Raw genomic sequence first — 16,819 nt, forward strand, 5'->3', positions numbered from 1 at the left:
GAAATATGACAAATGTGAGGTGGCTGCTACTTAGTCACGACCTCCAAGGTTCGTTGGGGTGTGATTAAGTAAATCCCAACAGATACACCGGCCCGGCGAGTCTTTTCGGATCCGCCGGGTTTTGTTTTCATCTCCCCCGTTTGATCTTGCTCCACCGCCGGAGCACCCTGTAGATTACGACCCATGAATAAAATAATCCTCCCCGCCTTCACCTCTCTCACCTTTGCCGGGAGTTTCATCGCCGGTAAATACACCAACATCGACCTAGGTCCGCTCACCACCACCCTGATTCGCTATCTGATCGCTTTTGTTTTCTTAGTCTCACTGATTCCGTACCACGGCCGTAAAAGCCTCAGAGTCGATCGGGGTGATCTTGTGAAACTGTTCCTGATAGGCCTTTTCGGGGTGGTGGGCTATCATTATTTCTTCTTTTCCAGCCTGCTTTACACCAAAGCCGCCAACAGCGCCATCATCAACGCCATGAATCCGCTCATAACCGGCACGGCGGCGGCGATTTTCCTCCGTGAAAGACTCGGCTGGTTTGGATATACCGGGGTAGTCATCGCCTTTATCGGGGAGTTGATTTTGCTGACTCGGGGTAATTTCCAGGCTCTTGTCCATCTTCAGTTCAATCAAGGGGAATTATTGATGCTCCTTGGCGTCCTCTGCTGGGTCGTCTACTCGCTGCTGATCAAAACCCTGATGAACCGCTATAGCGGCTTCTGCGTAACCTTCTACGCTGCCCTCTTCGGTATCGGTCAACTGCTGGTACTGGTCTGGACGGAACCGATCACTGCCTTAACCGGCATCTCCGGCGCTTCGATCCTGGCCCTGCTCTACATGGGCATCGGCGCTTCCGGAGTCGGCTATCTCTTGTTCAACCTCAGTATTGGTCGAATCGGCCCCACCCGGACTGCCTCATCGGTCTACAGCCTGTTGCCGGTTTTCGTGGCGATTCTGGCCCTGCTCTTTTTCGAGGAACCGATTACCCTGATCATGGCAGCCTCGACCCTGATGATTGTCATCGGTTTGAACTTCGCCCTGCGACAGCCTCAGAGAAAACCTATACCCTGAAGTTTTTCCGGATCCATCATTAGTCCCGTCCGGTAGTCCAATCCTACGCGGGATTGTTGACAAACCTCCATTGCAGCGGAGACAAGCCCCGCCGCTACGCGTAAAGAAACCTAACCTCGCGTAGCGGGCGGCCTTGTGTCGCCCGCATTACAAGTATTTCGTGGGCGGCAGACGTCTTGTGCAATGTCAAGACATAGGTTACATTTGTTCCGGGACATGGGTAACACTTTTCGTGGGCGGCAGACGTCTCGTCTGCCCCTGCAGCAGCCGCCTCCCAGAGAACGTCTTTCCCGCGAAAGAATCCATCTTCGCAGGTCCGGCCCCTTGCAACCTGACACAAGCCCCGTAGCGCGGGGCTCCCCGTGATCCCGCGCCGTAAGAGCCAACCGTTGGGCGATAAGACCCACGAGACCTGCCGATACTGTCCTAATTCTCTACAGCGATTTAGATAAAGCCCGCCCCTCAGACTGCCGTTATCAAGATCAGGCGGACTATAATAGTCACGCCATCCAATCAAAGGAGCTGTCATGGGTACAGTATTGCGACCGGTTAAGGGCAAAGGGTACACCGAGGTAATGCCGGAGAAATCAATCCTCGTTTCCAACGCCAAGATTGACCGGGATGGTGTCGGCTGGGAGCGTAAACCGATATGGTTGCGGCAGGAACTTCTTGGTAAACTTAAGGTCGTGTCTCATTTCGAGGGGAAAACGATTCACCAGTTGATCGATGAAGCCCTCGGGGCTTACGTTCAGGAAAAATGGGACAATACCCAGGCCAGGAAAAAGATGGTCTCGGCGCCGCCGCTCAAACAGGAGAAATCGGTCAAAGTCTGACCGCCTGCTATGCGCGTTTAGAGCTCTTTAACGCTTGATTATGGGGCTTGTCTCCGAGGCAAAAAAGGTTTTCCCCCTTAAATCAGAGCTACCAAACGCGTCTCCCTGTAATTGTGAACGTGAAAAATCAGAGAATCAGCATGGCGTCGCCATAGCTGTAGAAGCGCATTTGAGCCGCCACAGCCTCGCGGTATGCCTCCAACACCCGCTCCCGCCCGGCAAACGCCGCCACCAGGATTATCAGCGACGATTTTGGCAGATGGAAATTGGTAATCAGATGATCCACCACCCGGAACTCGTGTCCGGGCCGGATATAAAGATCGACCATCCCCTCAAATGGCTGGATTTTACCGTTCTTGATCGGCGCCGACTCCAGCGTTCGGACTGAAGTCGTCCCAACCGCCCAGATTTTACCGCCCCGTTCGCGTACTTTATTGATCGCTTTCGCCGCTGAAATATCCAGCTCAGCCATTTCCGGGTCGACCGTATGATCCTCAATCCGGTCCACACTTACCGGTTTGAACGTCCCCGGCCCGACATGAAGACATATCTCTATCCGCTCGATCCTCTTAGTTTCGAGCTTCTTCAGCAACGGACGGGTAAAATGAAATCCGGCTGTCGGCGCCGCCACCGCCCCTACTCGCTCGGCATCGGCAAAAACGGTCTGGTATCGTCGGATATCCGTCGGCAGGTCATCCCGGCGGATATAATGCGGCAACGGCACGTGCCCGCACCGACTGATGATCCTTCGACGCGAGCTGTCCGACCGGAATCGCACCCGCCAGCGCCCGTCGCCGTAATACTCGATCAACTCAACCCGGTCTTCATCGAACAACACCGACTCTCCCGGTTTCACCCGCCGTGAGGGCGACACCAGCGCCAGCCATTCCAGCGGATCACCGGTCGCATCGGGCCGGACCAGAAACAACTCCACTCTCGCCCCGGTGGCACGCCGACCATTCAGGCGAGCCTTGAACACTTTAGTGCGGTTGACTACCAGCCCGTCCCCCGGCTGAAGGAAATCAACCACCGCATTAAAATGAGTGATTTCGGTCTTACCGGTCGCACGATTTAGCACCAACAAACGCGACTGATCCCGCTTGCGACTCGGATACTGGGCGATCAATTCAGGAGGAAGATCATAATCGAACAATTCAATCTTCATTAAAGCATCACTTTAACTTATGACCACAAGACACAAATCACGAATCAGTATCACCCACACCATCCTGTAGTGCTTTAATCCAGACCTGTACCAGTTGTGATTGCGCCGGGGTAAGATCAGCCGGTTGTGGTTGTCCATCCAGAGCGGCCTGCAGCGCCTGCAAGGCTATCTTGACATCCCCCACGGTTAGCTTGCGTCCTTCTTCCCATTTCAACTGATCACGGTATTTTAGGGTGGAGTCGATCAACATCCGAAGAACCGGATTAGCCGCTTGTTGACCTAATGCAAACAAGTACTCTTTAAGTTCGTCCCGTTCCAAATCTACTCCCTGACCACCCGACCGCCGCCGGCTCCATCGGATTCCAGCCCCAGCAGTTCGTTAATTTTGCAGCGGGTCTCACCATCGGTCCGGCAATACCTCACCACGATTTTGTTGGAATCACGATGTCCCGGCTCAATTCCCAACAGACGGTCGATCCTGGCCCTCGTCTCGGCATCGCAGGTACGATAAAGCGGTCCGATAAACATATGCTCGACCGGATCAAGCTGTTGACTCATGGCTTATACCTGCTTTGGGGTCAGAATAGATCCTGTTGCGATTTACCGGGGCGCTTGATCCCGAGATGTTCCATCGCTGCCGGAGCAGCCATGCGCCCGCGCCGGGTTCGCTGAATGAAGCCTATTTTCAGCAAATAAGGCTCCACCATATCAACCAGGGTATCGACTTCCTCGTTGAGCGTTGCCGCCAGTGCCTCGATCCCGACTGGCCCCCCTTTGTAGTATTCGATAATGATCTGCAGCAGCTTCCGATCCAGATTATCCAATCCAAGCGAGTCTACCCCCTCGGCATCGAGTGCCTTTGCCGCCAGATCGGGAGTAATCACCCCGTCGGCCTTGACTGCGGCATAATCCCGCACCCGCCGCAACAAACGATTGGCAATACGGGGCGTCCCGCGTGAGCGCCGGGCTACGGTAAGAGCTGCCTCGTCATCAATAGATGCCTCTAAAAGTCCGGCCGACCGCTTGATAATCTCCGCCAGTTCTTCCGGTGGATAGAAATCCAGATGGTAATAAAGCCCGAACCGATCACGCAACGGTGCGGAGAGCATCCCGGCTCGGGTGGTTGCCCCAACCAAAGTGAACCGCTTCAACGGCACATTGATCACCTTCGCAAACGCTCCTTTGTCCACCACGAAATCGACTTTGAAATCCTCCATCGCCGGATACATGAACTCCTCAATGGTGGAACTCAGCCGGTGGATTTCATCGATGAACAGAATATCTCCCTCGTTCAGATTGGTCAGTATTCCCATCAGATCACCGGTGCGCTGCAGCGCCGGACCGGCCGTGGCGAATATGCGAGAGTCCATTTCACGTGCAATAATGTGAGCCAGGGTGGTCTTGCCGAGTCCCGGTGGACCATAAAACAGCACATGTTCGACCGGCTCCTTACGCTGTCGCGCAGCTTCAAGCGTTACTTTAAGTTTTCCGCACAACTGACCTTGTCCAATATATTCGGAGAGATTCTTAGGGCGCAGCGAAAGCTGTACTTTATCCTCTTCAGGAGTAACCTGGGAGCCGGAAACCAGTCGCTCACGAGCCATCAGACATCACTCTTTTCACTCTGACATTTGAAAATCAAATCCAGCAGTTCCTGGACATTGCGTGTCTTTTTCCTCTCGGCCATCGCCCGTTTGATCATCCTCTCCGCTTCCTGGCGGTTGTACTGAAGTTGCAGCAGCACATCCAGCGCTTCTTCCAAAAAGGGCTCCTGAGTCTTGTCGACCTTGGCCAACGGTTCGACCTTGCGCGACAGGGCATACTTGGCGGTCTTGCCGTGCAGTTCGGCAATAATCTTCTCAGCCAGTCGGCCTCCCACTCCCGGCAGTCGATTGAGCCGTGAGGCATCCTTGGTCTCTATCGCTGTGGCGATTTCCCGGATCGGCAGCACCAGCGACTTGAGTGCTTTCTTGACACCTAATCCCGGAACCTGGGTGAACAGAGAGAAAAACTCCCGTTCGATCGGATCGTCGAATCCCACCAGGCGCGGGAAATGCGAGGCTTTTTTATCGCCTGCCTCAATGTAGTAAATCGTTTCGAATACGATCTGATCGCCGATCCGACCGGCCTCTTTGAGACGTTCGGCTAAACCGGACGGCAGCAGAATCTCGTACGACACCCCGCCGTTTTCGACCAGGGCGCGTCCATCGTCGAGTTGAGTAAGTTTTCCGGCTATCCTGCTGATCATAGCGAGGCCACCTCATGGTTGTGCAGGAGCATCCGCCCGTGGCAAAGCGCCACCGCGAGGGCATCAGCCACATCCGGCGGTTCGGGAACTTCGGTCAGCCCCAGCGTCGAGCGAATCATCAATTGCATTTGTTGTTTGGGAGCGCGACCGTTGCCGGTCAGCGATTTTTTTATTCGGGTGGAGGCATAGGGATACACCGGCAAACCGGCCTCGGCCGCTTTCAAGAAAACGATCCCCCGGGCGTGCCCCATAATAATGGCTGTTTTAGGATGACCGTAATGCGAATAAAGCTCTTCCACCGCCACCGCCTCAGGATTGAACTGGTTTACAATCGCCTGAATCTCAGTCGCAATCTCCTGCAAGCGCATCTCTATCGGCGCTTTGGCGTTGGTTTTTACGACACCCGCCTCCACTACCGTGAATTCCTCGCCGTTGCAGTCGAGAATCCCATAACCGGTAATACCCAAACCGGGATCTACACCCATAATTCGCATAACGATAAATAGAGCGGTAACGCCTAAATATCAACCAAAAAGCCTGCATCGCCGCCAAATGTGATTTCCGTCGGTTTACAAAACTGTTGTTGTGACCGTCTTAAAATGAATCCTATATTAAGCGGGGACGTAGAGATATCAAACTATGACCAAACCGATACGACTCCTCAATCGTAATTTCGTCTTGCTCTGGCAGGGGCAATTCGTCAGTATGCTGGGCGACCAGGCCTTCTTCATTGCCGTGATGTTCTGGGTCAAACACCAGACCGGTTCCGCCACCCTCATGGGTACGATCATGGCCGCCGCCGGGATCCCGGCCGTTATTCTCGGTCCTCTTGCCGGCTCTTTTGCGGATAATTACTCCCGCCGTAGTATTATCATCTGGACCGACATTCTTCGCGGTCTCCTGGTCCTGGGTTTTACGGCATTGGTTTTCTGGTCCCCCGATTCCACCGACCTCATAATAGTCGGAATGTTCATCGTGGCCGTTTCTGCCGCATCTTTGTCGGCCTTTTTCCGCCCGGCTATTTCCGCTGCCATTCCGGATATTGTCCCCACCGATAAACTGACTCAGGCCAACTCGATGAACCAGATGTCGATGCAATGCTCGACATTGCTCGGCCAGGGAATCGGCGGCGTTGCTTTCCGCCTGCTGGGAGCGCCGCTCCTGTTTTTCATTGACGGCGTCACCTATCTTTTCTCCGCCGTCAGCGAAATGTTCATCGAGATCCCCCAAGTGAAACGCGCCGCTTCGGAAAAACCGGAAACGGTTATCGCTCGCTTCAAGCGTGACACCGTAGAGGGCATACGATTCGTTTGGCACAACCGTGGTTTGCGCGACATCATGATGGTCGCCGCATTCCTTAATTTTTTCATCGTTCCGATCATCGTCCTCATGCCGTTTTACGTTGAGGACACCCTGGGCTCTACCACCGACTGGTTCGGATTCATGATGGCTGCCCTGGGCGGTGGCGCCATGGTTGGTTACCTTGCCGCGGGGACGTTAAAACCCTCACCGGGAACAAGAATGTGGCTCCTTCTGATCGGACTGACCCTCAACTGCCTGGCTTTTGGCGCTTTGGGACTTCTGACCAGTTCGATTCAGGCCGTGGCGTTGATGTTCCTGATAGGCTTGCTGAACGGATACGTTAATATCTTTCTGTCGACTATCATGCAACTGACCACTCCGACCGAAATTCGAGGTCGGGTGTTCGCATTACTGGGCACGGTCTCGTCCGGTTTGACACCGATTGCCATGGCGCTGACCGGTGTCGTGGCGGACATGACCGGACAGAACATTCGAGGTATTTATATCACCTGCGGCGTTTGCGCCGCCCTCATGGCCATTATTCTCGCCCTTGATCAGCACTTCCGCAAGTACCTCAGCTACGATGAAACCGCCAACAAACCTGATCCCGCAACGGACACTCCGACCACCGATTCTCCGTAATGCATCCTGCGGCTCACCCGTCCGATGCCCCACCCCTCGGGTGGGAATTTTGGGGCGGCAAATCTCTCCCTCTGGTGGCCCACTCGTCCACGAGTGGGAATGAGTAGTCTTGAGTAGGTTCGGTGGCCCACCCGTCCACGGGTGGGAATGAGTCTTGAGTAGGTCAACACTCCTGTCCGCCGAAGGCGGATCGCGTAGCGAAGTTTTGACATCTGTTCAGGAATGTTGGTGGGCGGCAGACGTCTCGTCTGCCCCTGTGCCTGCGCCCCCCTTATTCACCCCCGTCCGGTGGCCCACTCGTCCACGGGTGGGGATGAGTCTTGAGTAGATCAACACTCCTGTCCGCCGAAGGCGGATCGCGTAGCGAAGTTTTGACATCTGTTGAGGAATGTTGGTGGGCGGCAGACGTCTCGTCTGCCCCGTTCCCCTCGCGCCGATGCTCTGCATCGGTGCGCAATGTCCGGACGCTCCGCGTCCTTTCTCATCTCTGGATACCGGCCTTCGCCGGTATGACATATCAGGTGAATTCCTGACCGAAGAAGCTCATTCGGTGATCCCTCTACTTCAACACCACTGGACGTCGCCGGTGATGAAGTTTCTTAAAGAGCAGAACAACCACATAGACCGACGCCGCCACGAGGATAATCATCGCCCCGGCCGGCAGGTCCGGCTGATAACTCACTGCCAGCCCTAAACTCGTAATCACCGCACTCGACACCACCGCCAGCAGCATGATCCCGCGTATATTCCCCGCGAACGAAGCCGCAATCGCCACCGGCAGCGTCAGCAGCGCGATCACCAGCACGATCCCCACCACCGACACCAGCACCACCACCGTCAACGCCGTCAGTACGAGCAGCAACAGATAATAGAGATCGACCGCCAACCCTCGCACCCGCGCAAATTCATCATCGAAACAGACCGCGTTGAACTGGTTGTGAAAAAGTAACACCAGCAGAAGCAAAATCGCATCCAAGCCGCTGATCAGCCAAAGGTCCCCCCCGGAGACCATCAGGATATTCCCGAACAAGTAACTCATCAACTCCTGATTGTACCCCGGCGTGAGTGAGATGAAAATCACCCCGACCGCCATGCCGACCGCCCAGATCGCTCCGATCACGGTATCTTCCCGCTCCCGCGCCCGCAGCGACACCCAGCCGATTATCAGCGCCGACACCAACGCCCCGACCATCGCCCCGTACAGCGGCGTCAGCCATTCCCAGCCGTGTACCGCTGCCAGCCAACGCGCCAGCCCCATGCCGCCCAGGACCGAATGAGCGATCCCACCCGCCAGGTAGGTAATGCGCCGGACCACCACATAAGTCCCCACTACGCCGCAGGCCACCGAAGCCAGCAACCCGGCCAGCAGGGCATTTTGCAAAAAGGCATGATGCCCGAGCGCTGTAAAAAACTCAGTCATGCGGATGTCCTTTCTCTTGTACATCATGGCGAACGATCCGCAAATCTCCGGGACCGTAGAGCGCCTTGAGCAAGTCATCGGAGAGCTTACCGGTCGGATGGACATGCACATTTTTCTTAACGCAGATCACCTGCTCCACCGACTCCGCCACGAAGGCCGGGTCGTGCGAGATAAGAACTATCGCTATTTTTTCATTGAGCTTCTGGAGTAACTTGTATAATTCCGACTGCACCAGCGGATCGAGATTGGCCGTCGGTTCATCAAGAATCAAACACTCCGGCTGCACCGCTAAAGCACGCGCCACGAACAACCGCCGCTGTTGCCCTCCGGACAACTCCGAGAACTCCCGCTCCGCTAAACCGTCAAGTCCCACTTGCGCCAACGATTCCTCCGCTATCCGTCGATCTTCCCTCGAATAGAATCCAAAACGATTGGACGGTCCCAATCGTCCCATCAGAACCACATCAATGGCTCGAGCCGGGTAATTGCGGTCAAGATCGAGCCGTTGCGGCATATAACCGATCCGACCTCGTGCGGCTGAGGGTGGCCCTCCAAATACACGAACCAGTCCCTGAGTCGGTTGAACCAGTCCGAGGATCAACTTCACCAGCGTTGTTTTCCCGCCGCCGTTGGGACCGACGATCCAGCCGAACTCCCGCTCGTGTACGTGCAGCGAGACATCTTCGAGCACATACTCACCGTTGTAGCGAAAATAAACATGCTCGAATTCGATTATCGGATGACAGTCCATACTCATTGCCCCCGGCTACTAAGTCCTTCTTTGATGCGAGAAGCTATCTCGTGAAGATTGTCGATATAATCCCGCGCCAGGGGATCGATCGGCACCACCACCGCCCCGATTGCCTCGGCAATAGCCTGTGCGCTTTTCTGTGAAAACTGCGGCTGAACGAAAATCACTTTAACCTGTTCGGCCCGCGCCCGGTCGATCAAATCCGCCAACTGCCGCGCCGAAGGCTCTTTTCCCTCGATCTCCACGGCTACCTGCTTCAGCCCGAAAGCCCGGCAGAAATAACCGTACGCCGGATGGAACACGTACAGGGTTCTGTTCGACAATCCCTCCAGGCTGGCGGCCACTTCGGTCTTAACCGAATCCAGTCGCTCACAGAAAACGGTGCGCCCCGCTTCCAGACTATGGATACGCTCAGGTGCTATTTCCTTCAACGCCTGGGCTATCGTCCCGGCCATGATTTTGACGTTATCGGGATCGAGCCAGACATGCGGATCGTATTCACCGTGGTCGTGATGATCCGGGTTTTCATGTTCGGACTCTTCGGTTTTGATCAAATCGATGCCCTGTCGAAGGTCGACTATTTTCAAACCGGTTTTCATCTCCGCCAGTTTTTCAACGAGTCGCTGTTCGAACGGCATTCCGGTAACGAAAAGCAGATCCGCCTCGACCAGTCGCGCCATTTGCTGAGGCGTCGGCTCGAACGTCGCCGGCGACTGCCCCGGTCCCACCAGCACTTCGGCCTCGATCCCGTATCCCGACACCTGCTCCACGAAATCGGCTAACGGCAGAATACTCACGAAACAACTGGGATCTTTCGCCTCTGTTATGCCCCCCAGGAGAACAACCATCGCCAACCCAGCTATGAAAATCGCACGTTTCATTGCCTACCCCCTTTTCCGGCTATGTACCTTCTCGCTCGTTTTTTTGCCGGCCGAACAAGTCAAATAAGTCTGATGACAGTCATCGCATTCTTTAACTTCATGGTTGCGGCTAAAGTTCTGCCAATGTCGCCGTTGATCCGGCGTGAGGACACCCGTGCCGCGACACAGTGGGCAAGTGGAATCGAGCGCCGCAATCACCGCCCGACGGATAAAATCGGACCGGTTGTCGATCCCTTTCATCGCTTCTTTAAGCGTTTCGTCAACCTTGAAGCTCAGTATTTCGGATTTTCCGTTTTTCAACGCCATATTATTCTCCTGCAGATCGAGCTCATCGCCGAAGTAATACAACGTATTACTCGGCTGTCAAGTTCAAGATTTGTAATAAATGGCCCTCACGATATTATTGCGAAATATACAGCAATCGAATAATATCTCTTTCCAGTCTATTTATGGATTGGATCACTTTCCCGGTAATGACTACTGTTGAAATCCGTGCCCTGATAACGTGCCCGTTCACTCCCCTTCCCCCTTTGTACACTGTCGTTTATTTTACCGGCTTGGCCGAACGATCAACAGCGGCACATTGATCTTGTGTTTGAGTGTACGCGAGACACTCCCGAACAGCAGCTTCCCGACAAACGAATGTCCGTGTGTGGCCATCGCGACCAGATCGTAGTCGTGTTCGTCTATTTCTTTCAGAATCTGCTCATCCGGTTCACCGCTGCGCACGATCGCCTCCACCTCGATCCCCTCATCTCGCAGGCGTTTCAGATGAACCGACAGCGCCGCTTCGGCCTGCTCGCGCAACGCCCGGTCCTGATCCAGCGTGTGCGAGTGCACGACATGAATAAGAAACACCTTCGCTTTGTTCTGCCGGGCGAGTTTGGAAACATGATCGACGATGAAATCATCAACCTCGGAACAGTCCATTGCCACCAGGATATTGCGATAGACCTGCATCTCAGCCTCCTCCGGCGATTATCGAATGAAGCAGATATAAATTCAACATGACTACAATCACCGATATTATCACAGCCGCCGTGAACTCCCGGCGACCGCTGCGAAATTGTCCCATCAACTTCCGGTTACGACAGAGAATCAGCAACGGAATCAACGTAAACGGTAGTTGGATGCTAAGTACCACCTGACTGAATATCAGAATATGATACGTGTCGACGGAAAACAGAATTATCAAAAACGACGGTATCGCCGTGATGAAAATCGAGATTCTATAAAGCCACGTCCGCGGATCCTCCGGTTTGCCCAGGAATCCTGTGATTACGTTCACCTCAGCCATCGAGGAAGTTACCGAGGAGCCCACCCCGGCAAACACCAGCGCGAAAGCGAACAGGAAACCGGCCAGCGGACCGGCCAGAGGCTTGAGAGTCGCGGAGGCCTGCTCGATACTGTCGACTGCCACATTGTTGCGAAAGAATACCGCTGCGGCCACGATAATCATCGCGGAGTTTACGATCCATCCCATGATCATGGCCAGCATCGTGTCAGCCCGCTCGAAACGCAACGCCTTCATCTTCTCGTTCTCGGAGATCCCCCACTTCCGGCTGTGGATCACGTTTGAATGAAGAAAGATATTGTGCGGCATTACCACGGCACCGAGAATCGCCATTGCGACATAAACGCTGCCGCGATTGATTTTCGGGACGACCACCGCCGGAGCTAATTCGAGCCAGTCAGGATCGACAATTACCAACTCCGCTATGTAACAAAGACCGATCACACCGAGGAATCCCATCATAGTCATTTCGAGACGATGATATCGCTGCGAGATGATCAGAAATACTTCTAACAGAACGGTCAGGGCGGCGCCGACCCAAAGCGGCACACCGATCAGCAGGTTAAATCCGATCGCACCGCCGACCAGTTCAGCCACATCGGTCGCCACACAGGCGAGAATAATCGTGATCCCGAGGAATGCCGTTACCGGTCTCGAAAACTGCTCTCGGATATTCACCGCGAGCGATTTACCGGTGGCAATCCCGAGTTTAGCCGCCATGTGCTGAATCACGATCAACATCGCCGTGCTGAGCGTGATTACCCAGAGGAGGTCATAACCGAACCGCGAGCCTCCCTCGATATTGGTGGCCCAGTTGCCGGGATCGATGAATCCCACCGTCACGAGAAATCCCGGTCCGAGGAAACTCAGGAGTGTTTTAAGCGGGAACTTCTTCTCGGTTTTGGCCGCCGCGGCATCGTTTTGACTCATGCCAGGGAGCATAGCTTTCATAACTGCCCCCGTCCAGATAATGTTTCCACGGCCGGCCGGGATCAAACCACCTGCGATGTTTCTCCCAATGTCTCCTCGGCGCAGGCCGGGGCTCATCTTCGGACCTGTGGGCGGCAGACGTCCCGGTCTGCCCCAATCTCTCCGTTGTTTGTGGGCGGCAGACGTCCTCGTCTGCCCCTTGGCGACATTCTTTTGTGGGCGGCAGACCTCCCGGTCTGCCCTTTCAGCAGCACACCCCGGAGAACGCCTTTCCCGCGAAAGAGATTGCTGACAAACCTCAATCGCGGCGGAGACAAACCCCGCCGCTACGCGTTAAAGAATCCTAACCTCGCGTAGCGGGCGGCCTTGAATCGCCTGCATTACTGACGTGTCTTGCTGAACATCCGTACGTACGGCTTTTTCAACACTCCCGATAGCGATAGAGACAGTTCCGTAGCGCGGGTCCGTCTTCGAACCCGCGCTTTGTGGTAAGTCGGTGTTCCGAAATGAGCGTGGGCAACACCGTGACAGATGAAAGGACAGCCATCCGCAGCTACAGGGAGGCTACCCGTTTACAATACGTCTTTCCTATTGTAGCTAAGAGACCGAGGCCACCGGCATCTGATTTGTCAATTCGAGCCGGGGGCCATGACTCTTCTTGGATCTAGCAGCCGCTGTCACATGGTATTGGTGCGGCACCACCTTCAAACATGTACCCAACCAGATACACGAGGTCCGCGATGTCAGGACCACAATCTGGATCAGTGCACCAGTTGCCATTAATGTCACTGTTGCCCTTGCAAGGCGGCACCGGTCCGCCACTGAACATGTAAGTAACTAAGTAAACCAAATCAGAAATGTCGGGGTCGGTACCACTGAGATCGATATCCGCACGCAAGGTACAACAGCAGTCACAGGCATCACCATTCCCGTCTTGATCGACATCCGTTTGATCAGGATTTGCAATGTCCGGGCAGTTGTCCTCCGGACAGGTGTTGGCCGAGAAACCGGGATTGCCGTATCCGTCTCCGTCCGTGTCGGTGCACGGATCACAAACATCGCCCACCCCATCACCATCCACATCGGCCTGATCCGGATTGTACTCATCCGGGCAGTTATCACTTAATGAACAGAGCCAATCGCAGTCCGGATCATCACAAATGTCGATTGTCATAAGGAATATGTCCTCTCCTCCAAGCGAAGAATCGACTGGATTAACCAGCACGAAATCTGAGGACTGCGTCGAACCGGCCAAAAATAGTTGATCTCCAGAAACCTGAGCACCGTTTATCGCATCGGCATGCTCTCCTCCTAGATAGCTGCTCCAGAGAACCTGTGAACCGCACTGGTCGAACTTGGTAATGAATCCCTCAAATGGATAAACAGTCTGATTGTAGATACTGTCAACCGCACACAGCAACGGATAATCGGTGTCCTTTGTAAGTCCCGCGATGTAGAAGCTACCATCGGCCGATGGTTCCACGGCTTGAATGTTAGTATAGTTGGAATTGCCACCCCAGTAGGAACTGAAAAGAACACTGTCACCAGCAGAGCTGAGGATCACAATAAATCCATCCGCTAAACCGTCAATAGCAAAATCCAGTGGATTCACTAGTGGAAAATCGGTACATCGAGTCCTGCCTGTTATATAGAGTCTGCCGTCAACATCGGTGGCGAGAGCCGAAATATTGTCCTCATCTTCCTCAATCTGCAGAGGTGACTCACCACCGATATAGGTACAGTATACGAGCTGCAGATCAGAGGTGAATTTTGCTATGAAAGCGTCTGCAGAGTCACCAAAATGATTATCAATCGCATTGAGCAGGGGAAAGGTCGTGCCATTAGATTTCGTCATCCCTCCGAAGTATATACTGTTCTCATTGTCGAGCGTCATGGAATTGATTTCTTCAAACTCAGTTCCACCCAGGTAACTGCAGTATAAAATACTATCACCTCCCGTACTCAACTTGCATATATACGCATCGCCGTTGCCACCGTTGTACATCGGCTGTAAAGCGTCAGGAGTAACCGGAAGTCCTGGTCCAGCGAAGCCGCCTATGATAATCGCACCGTCGGGACCGACATTGACAGCACGTACAGCATTACTGCCATTAGCCCCGAAATATGTACTGAACAACAACTGCCCATCGGGAGCCAGCCTCGCAAGATATCCGTCTCCCATGTCGTAAACAGTGCTATCGATGGCATTCAGCAATGGGAAGTCATTATTCGATCCCGTTACGCCGCCTGCGATGATGTACCCCGAACTGTCGACAGCAAGCGCATAGCCAAACTCGTCATTACTCCCGCCAAGGAAGGTTGAAAACACGATGTTTCCTTCAGGATCGAACTTGGTTATAAACGTCTCCGTTGTCCCTCCGCAAATCGAGTCAAAGGCGTTTACGAGCGGGAATTCATCTGTGTTTTCACAACAGATTTTCCCGATTATAATCACATTACCGGAATTATCCACGCACATCTCATACAGTTCTTCCGCCCCCTGTCCGCCAAAGAATGAGCTGAACTTAATTGCCTCAGCCATTGTGGTTGCGGCCAACAGCAATACACACACACACGCAAACACGCATATTTTTATGTTACTCATGCATCCTCCCGCTTTCATACAACGGACACCGGATCTGCTTTGCAAGCGAAGACGGGTGCCCGACCCAGCGGCTCCCCCAGCAATTCCATTTATTAAGCACTTATCATTGGACTTTTTTAATGAGGTGATATCCAACAGTGAAGGGATTGTTGGAAACACCAATGGAACGAGCCTGTGGTTTCTCTGGCTGATATTCATGATTCCACCCCGAATATGGATGTTACTAATGATGTGAACCCTGCTTGGTGAGTTCGTGAGCACATGGCTAAGTATAGGTATCATTACCCATATTAGCAATGCTGAAATCCCTTACCTGTACTGGGTTTTCATGGCGAAAGTAACATTTACCCCTTCCCCCTTTTCCCCACAACTTCTGCGCACGATGCGATGCGATGTCCGTTGTTGAGTGCCGAGAATAAATCGAGCGCTACAACTCAGGGACTCGGGAAAGCACTCAAATAAAAATACGCAAAACGAACCCATTTCGCGGTAAGCGAATGAAAGGAACTTAGTTGGGAGGAAAATTGAATCGTCAGTCTTGAGTAGGTCAGATCTCGTATCCGCCGAAGGCGAATCGCGAAGCGAAGTTCTGACACAGCGTCGAACCGGCCGCGATCACAGGGATCACAGCCTACGGAAGGTTGGCTTGGCACAACAAACAGAACAATACAAAACGAACCCATTTCGCGGTAAGCACAGTGGGCCCATCATATTGAAGGGAATTCGTACTTGGGTAATGTGGACAAACTGGCAGCTCCTGTAGGTCGAAATCCCCCGGTCCCGCGAGGCGGGACTCGCGAAGCGAGGTTTCGACAGCAATATCCCGCCCGCGGCGTGTGCCACCGGGACACCACTAGCCCCTTGCCTTTACCCCAACAGCCCCGGCAGGTCGACCACGGAATCGATTATCAGGTCGGGAGTAATGGAAGACCGCTCCACCAGCTCGGGGCGATACTTGCCGGTGCGAACAAGAATCCCGCGCATACCAGTTGCTTGAGCGCCGCCAATGTCCGAGTTGATGTCGTCGCCGACCATCGCCACCTCTTCCGGTCGCAGCCCCATGTCGGCGATGGCAAGACGGAAAAACTCGGCCGAGGGCTTCCCGATAATGGTCGCGGTCCGCCCGGTCACATATTCGAGCCCGGCCACGAAAGCTCCAATGTCCATCCGGAGGCCTTCCTCGGTCTGCCAGTATCGCCCCTTGTGCAAAGCGACCAGACGTGCGCCGTTCATAATCTGAAGGAACACACGATGCATCAAATCGTATGACCAGGCTTTGCAAACATCGCCAACTAGCACGATTTCAGGATTCCGGTCATCCTGTGGAAACTCGACAAAATCCTGCTTTGGGTCATCGGTCAGAAGGATGTAACATCGAGGACTCCCCAACGCTCGCAGATAAGCCTGCGCGGCACTGATCGCGCCGAATATCTCACCAGGCTCGATCGGCAGACCGAGACCGTTGAGCTTCTTCTGGAATGATTCGTTGGACAGTACGGTGGTGTTGGTACAGAAGCGCACCGGAATGCGGTCCTGTTTCAGAGATAGAACAGCATCGGCCGCTCCCGGAATCGGGTTGCGGCCGATATAACACACTCCATCAAGGTCAAACAGAAAACCCTTGATCGATTTGATATCGAAATCAGACACTATTCGTCGGCCCTGCCGAGATAA

Annotated in this window: 17 protein-coding genes; 4 read left to right on the forward strand and 13 right to left on the reverse strand. The window is 54.0% G+C overall.

Annotation, left to right across the window (positions count from 1 at the left end; translation table 11 throughout):
* The first annotated feature begins 183 nt into the window (after positions 1 to 183).
* Together PLF13_07365 and PLF13_07370 are read left to right on the forward strand one after the other, a co-directional pair.
* Complete coding sequence (locus PLF13_07365) at positions 184 to 1,074, forward strand: DMT family transporter (protein ID HOP07091.1); 891 nt, start codon at positions 184 to 186, stop codon at positions 1,072 to 1,074.
* A gap of 527 nt (positions 1,075 to 1,601) precedes the next feature.
* Positions 1,602 to 1,907 carry a hypothetical protein gene (locus PLF13_07370; GenBank protein ID HOP07092.1) on the forward strand — a complete coding sequence of 102 codons (306 nt, stop codon included), beginning with the start codon at positions 1,602 to 1,604 and terminating at the stop codon, positions 1,905 to 1,907.
* Positions 1,908 to 2,034: 127 nt separating this feature from the next.
* On the opposite strand, the gene queA is transcribed toward PLF13_07370, so the two are convergent.
* The 6 genes from queA to ruvC are packed head-to-tail and all read right to left on the reverse strand — an operon-like array spanning position 2,035 to position 5,805.
* On the reverse strand, positions 2,035 to 3,072 hold the full coding sequence (gene queA / locus PLF13_07375; protein ID HOP07093.1) for a tRNA preQ1(34) S-adenosylmethionine ribosyltransferase-isomerase QueA: 1,038 nt from the start codon (positions 3,070 to 3,072) through the stop codon (positions 2,035 to 2,037).
* A 37-nt stretch (positions 3,073 to 3,109) separates the two neighbouring features.
* A complete protein-coding gene (locus tag PLF13_07380; protein HOP07094.1) occupies positions 3,110 to 3,391 on the reverse strand; it encodes a hypothetical protein in 282 nt (93 codons plus the stop codon).
* A gap of 2 nt (positions 3,392 to 3,393) precedes the next feature.
* Complete coding sequence (locus PLF13_07385) at positions 3,394 to 3,630, reverse strand: hypothetical protein (protein ID HOP07095.1); 237 nt, start codon at positions 3,628 to 3,630, stop codon at positions 3,394 to 3,396.
* A 20-nt stretch (positions 3,631 to 3,650) separates the two neighbouring features.
* Positions 3,651 to 4,676 (reverse strand): Holliday junction branch migration DNA helicase RuvB, encoded by a 1,026-nt coding sequence (gene ruvB, locus PLF13_07390; protein ID HOP07096.1) that lies wholly within the window; start codon positions 4,674 to 4,676, stop codon positions 3,651 to 3,653.
* A complete protein-coding gene (locus PLF13_07395) occupies positions 4,676 to 5,320 on the reverse strand; it encodes a helix-hairpin-helix domain-containing protein (protein HOP07097.1) in 645 nt (214 codons plus the stop codon). Before PLF13_07395 ends, ruvB begins: the two co-directional genes overlap by 1 nt.
* Entirely contained in the window at positions 5,317 to 5,805 is a 489-nt protein-coding gene (gene ruvC / locus PLF13_07400; protein HOP07098.1) for a crossover junction endodeoxyribonuclease RuvC, read from the reverse strand. The genes PLF13_07395 and ruvC overlap by 4 nt, the downstream gene beginning before the upstream one ends.
* A 154-nt stretch (positions 5,806 to 5,959) precedes the next feature.
* Between ruvC and PLF13_07405 the strand changes: the two genes are divergently transcribed.
* Positions 5,960 to 7,264: an MFS transporter gene (locus tag PLF13_07405; GenBank protein ID HOP07099.1), complete on the forward strand. Its 1,305-nt coding sequence runs from the start codon at positions 5,960 to 5,962 to the stop codon at positions 7,262 to 7,264.
* Positions 7,265 to 7,823: 559 nt separating this feature from the next.
* Here the strand turns inward: PLF13_07405 and PLF13_07410 are convergent.
* Genes PLF13_07410 through PLF13_07420 form a run of 3 tightly spaced genes read right to left on the reverse strand, consistent with a single transcriptional unit; the run spans position 7,824 to position 10,316 of the window.
* Entirely contained in the window at positions 7,824 to 8,684 is an 861-nt protein-coding gene (locus tag PLF13_07410) for a metal ABC transporter permease (protein ID HOP07100.1), read from the reverse strand.
* Positions 8,677 to 9,441 carry a metal ABC transporter ATP-binding protein gene (locus tag PLF13_07415; GenBank protein ID HOP07101.1) on the reverse strand — a complete coding sequence of 255 codons (765 nt, stop codon included), beginning with the start codon at positions 9,439 to 9,441 and terminating at the stop codon, positions 8,677 to 8,679. Before PLF13_07415 ends, PLF13_07410 begins: the two co-directional genes overlap by 8 nt.
* Complete coding sequence (locus PLF13_07420; protein ID HOP07102.1) at positions 9,438 to 10,316, reverse strand: zinc ABC transporter substrate-binding protein; 879 nt, start codon at positions 10,314 to 10,316, stop codon at positions 9,438 to 9,440. The genes PLF13_07415 and PLF13_07420 overlap by 4 nt, the downstream gene beginning before the upstream one ends.
* 72 nt (positions 10,317 to 10,388) lie before the next feature.
* On the opposite strand from PLF13_07420, the gene PLF13_07425 reads away from it, so the two are divergent.
* On the forward strand, positions 10,389 to 10,745 hold the full coding sequence (locus PLF13_07425) for a hypothetical protein (GenBank protein ID HOP07103.1): 357 nt from the start codon (positions 10,389 to 10,391) through the stop codon (positions 10,743 to 10,745).
* Positions 10,746 to 10,865: 120 nt separating this feature from the next.
* On the opposite strand, the gene PLF13_07430 is transcribed toward PLF13_07425, so the two are convergent.
* The 4 genes from PLF13_07430 to PLF13_07445 form a co-directional block, all read right to left on the reverse strand.
* Positions 10,866 to 11,276, reverse strand: a complete 411-nt coding sequence (locus PLF13_07430) for a universal stress protein (GenBank protein HOP07104.1) — start codon at positions 11,274 to 11,276, stop codon at positions 10,866 to 10,868.
* 1 nt (position 11,277) lies between these two features.
* Entirely contained in the window at positions 11,278 to 12,561 is a 1,284-nt protein-coding gene (locus PLF13_07435; protein HOP07105.1) for an Nramp family divalent metal transporter, read from the reverse strand.
* 643 nt (positions 12,562 to 13,204) lie between these two features.
* Positions 13,205 to 15,343, reverse strand: a complete 2,139-nt coding sequence (locus PLF13_07440; GenBank protein ID HOP07106.1) for a hypothetical protein — start codon at positions 15,341 to 15,343, stop codon at positions 13,205 to 13,207.
* Positions 15,344 to 16,012: 669 nt separating this feature from the next.
* Positions 16,013 to 16,795 carry a TIGR01458 family HAD-type hydrolase gene (locus PLF13_07445; protein HOP07107.1) on the reverse strand — a complete coding sequence of 261 codons (783 nt, stop codon included), beginning with the start codon at positions 16,793 to 16,795 and terminating at the stop codon, positions 16,013 to 16,015.
* Between the last annotated feature and the right edge of the window lie 24 nt (positions 16,796 to 16,819).

This window comes from Candidatus Zixiibacteriota bacterium (assembly GCA_035380245.1).
GTDB lineage: Bacteria > Zixibacteria > MSB-5A5 > GN15 > FEB-12 > DAOSXA01.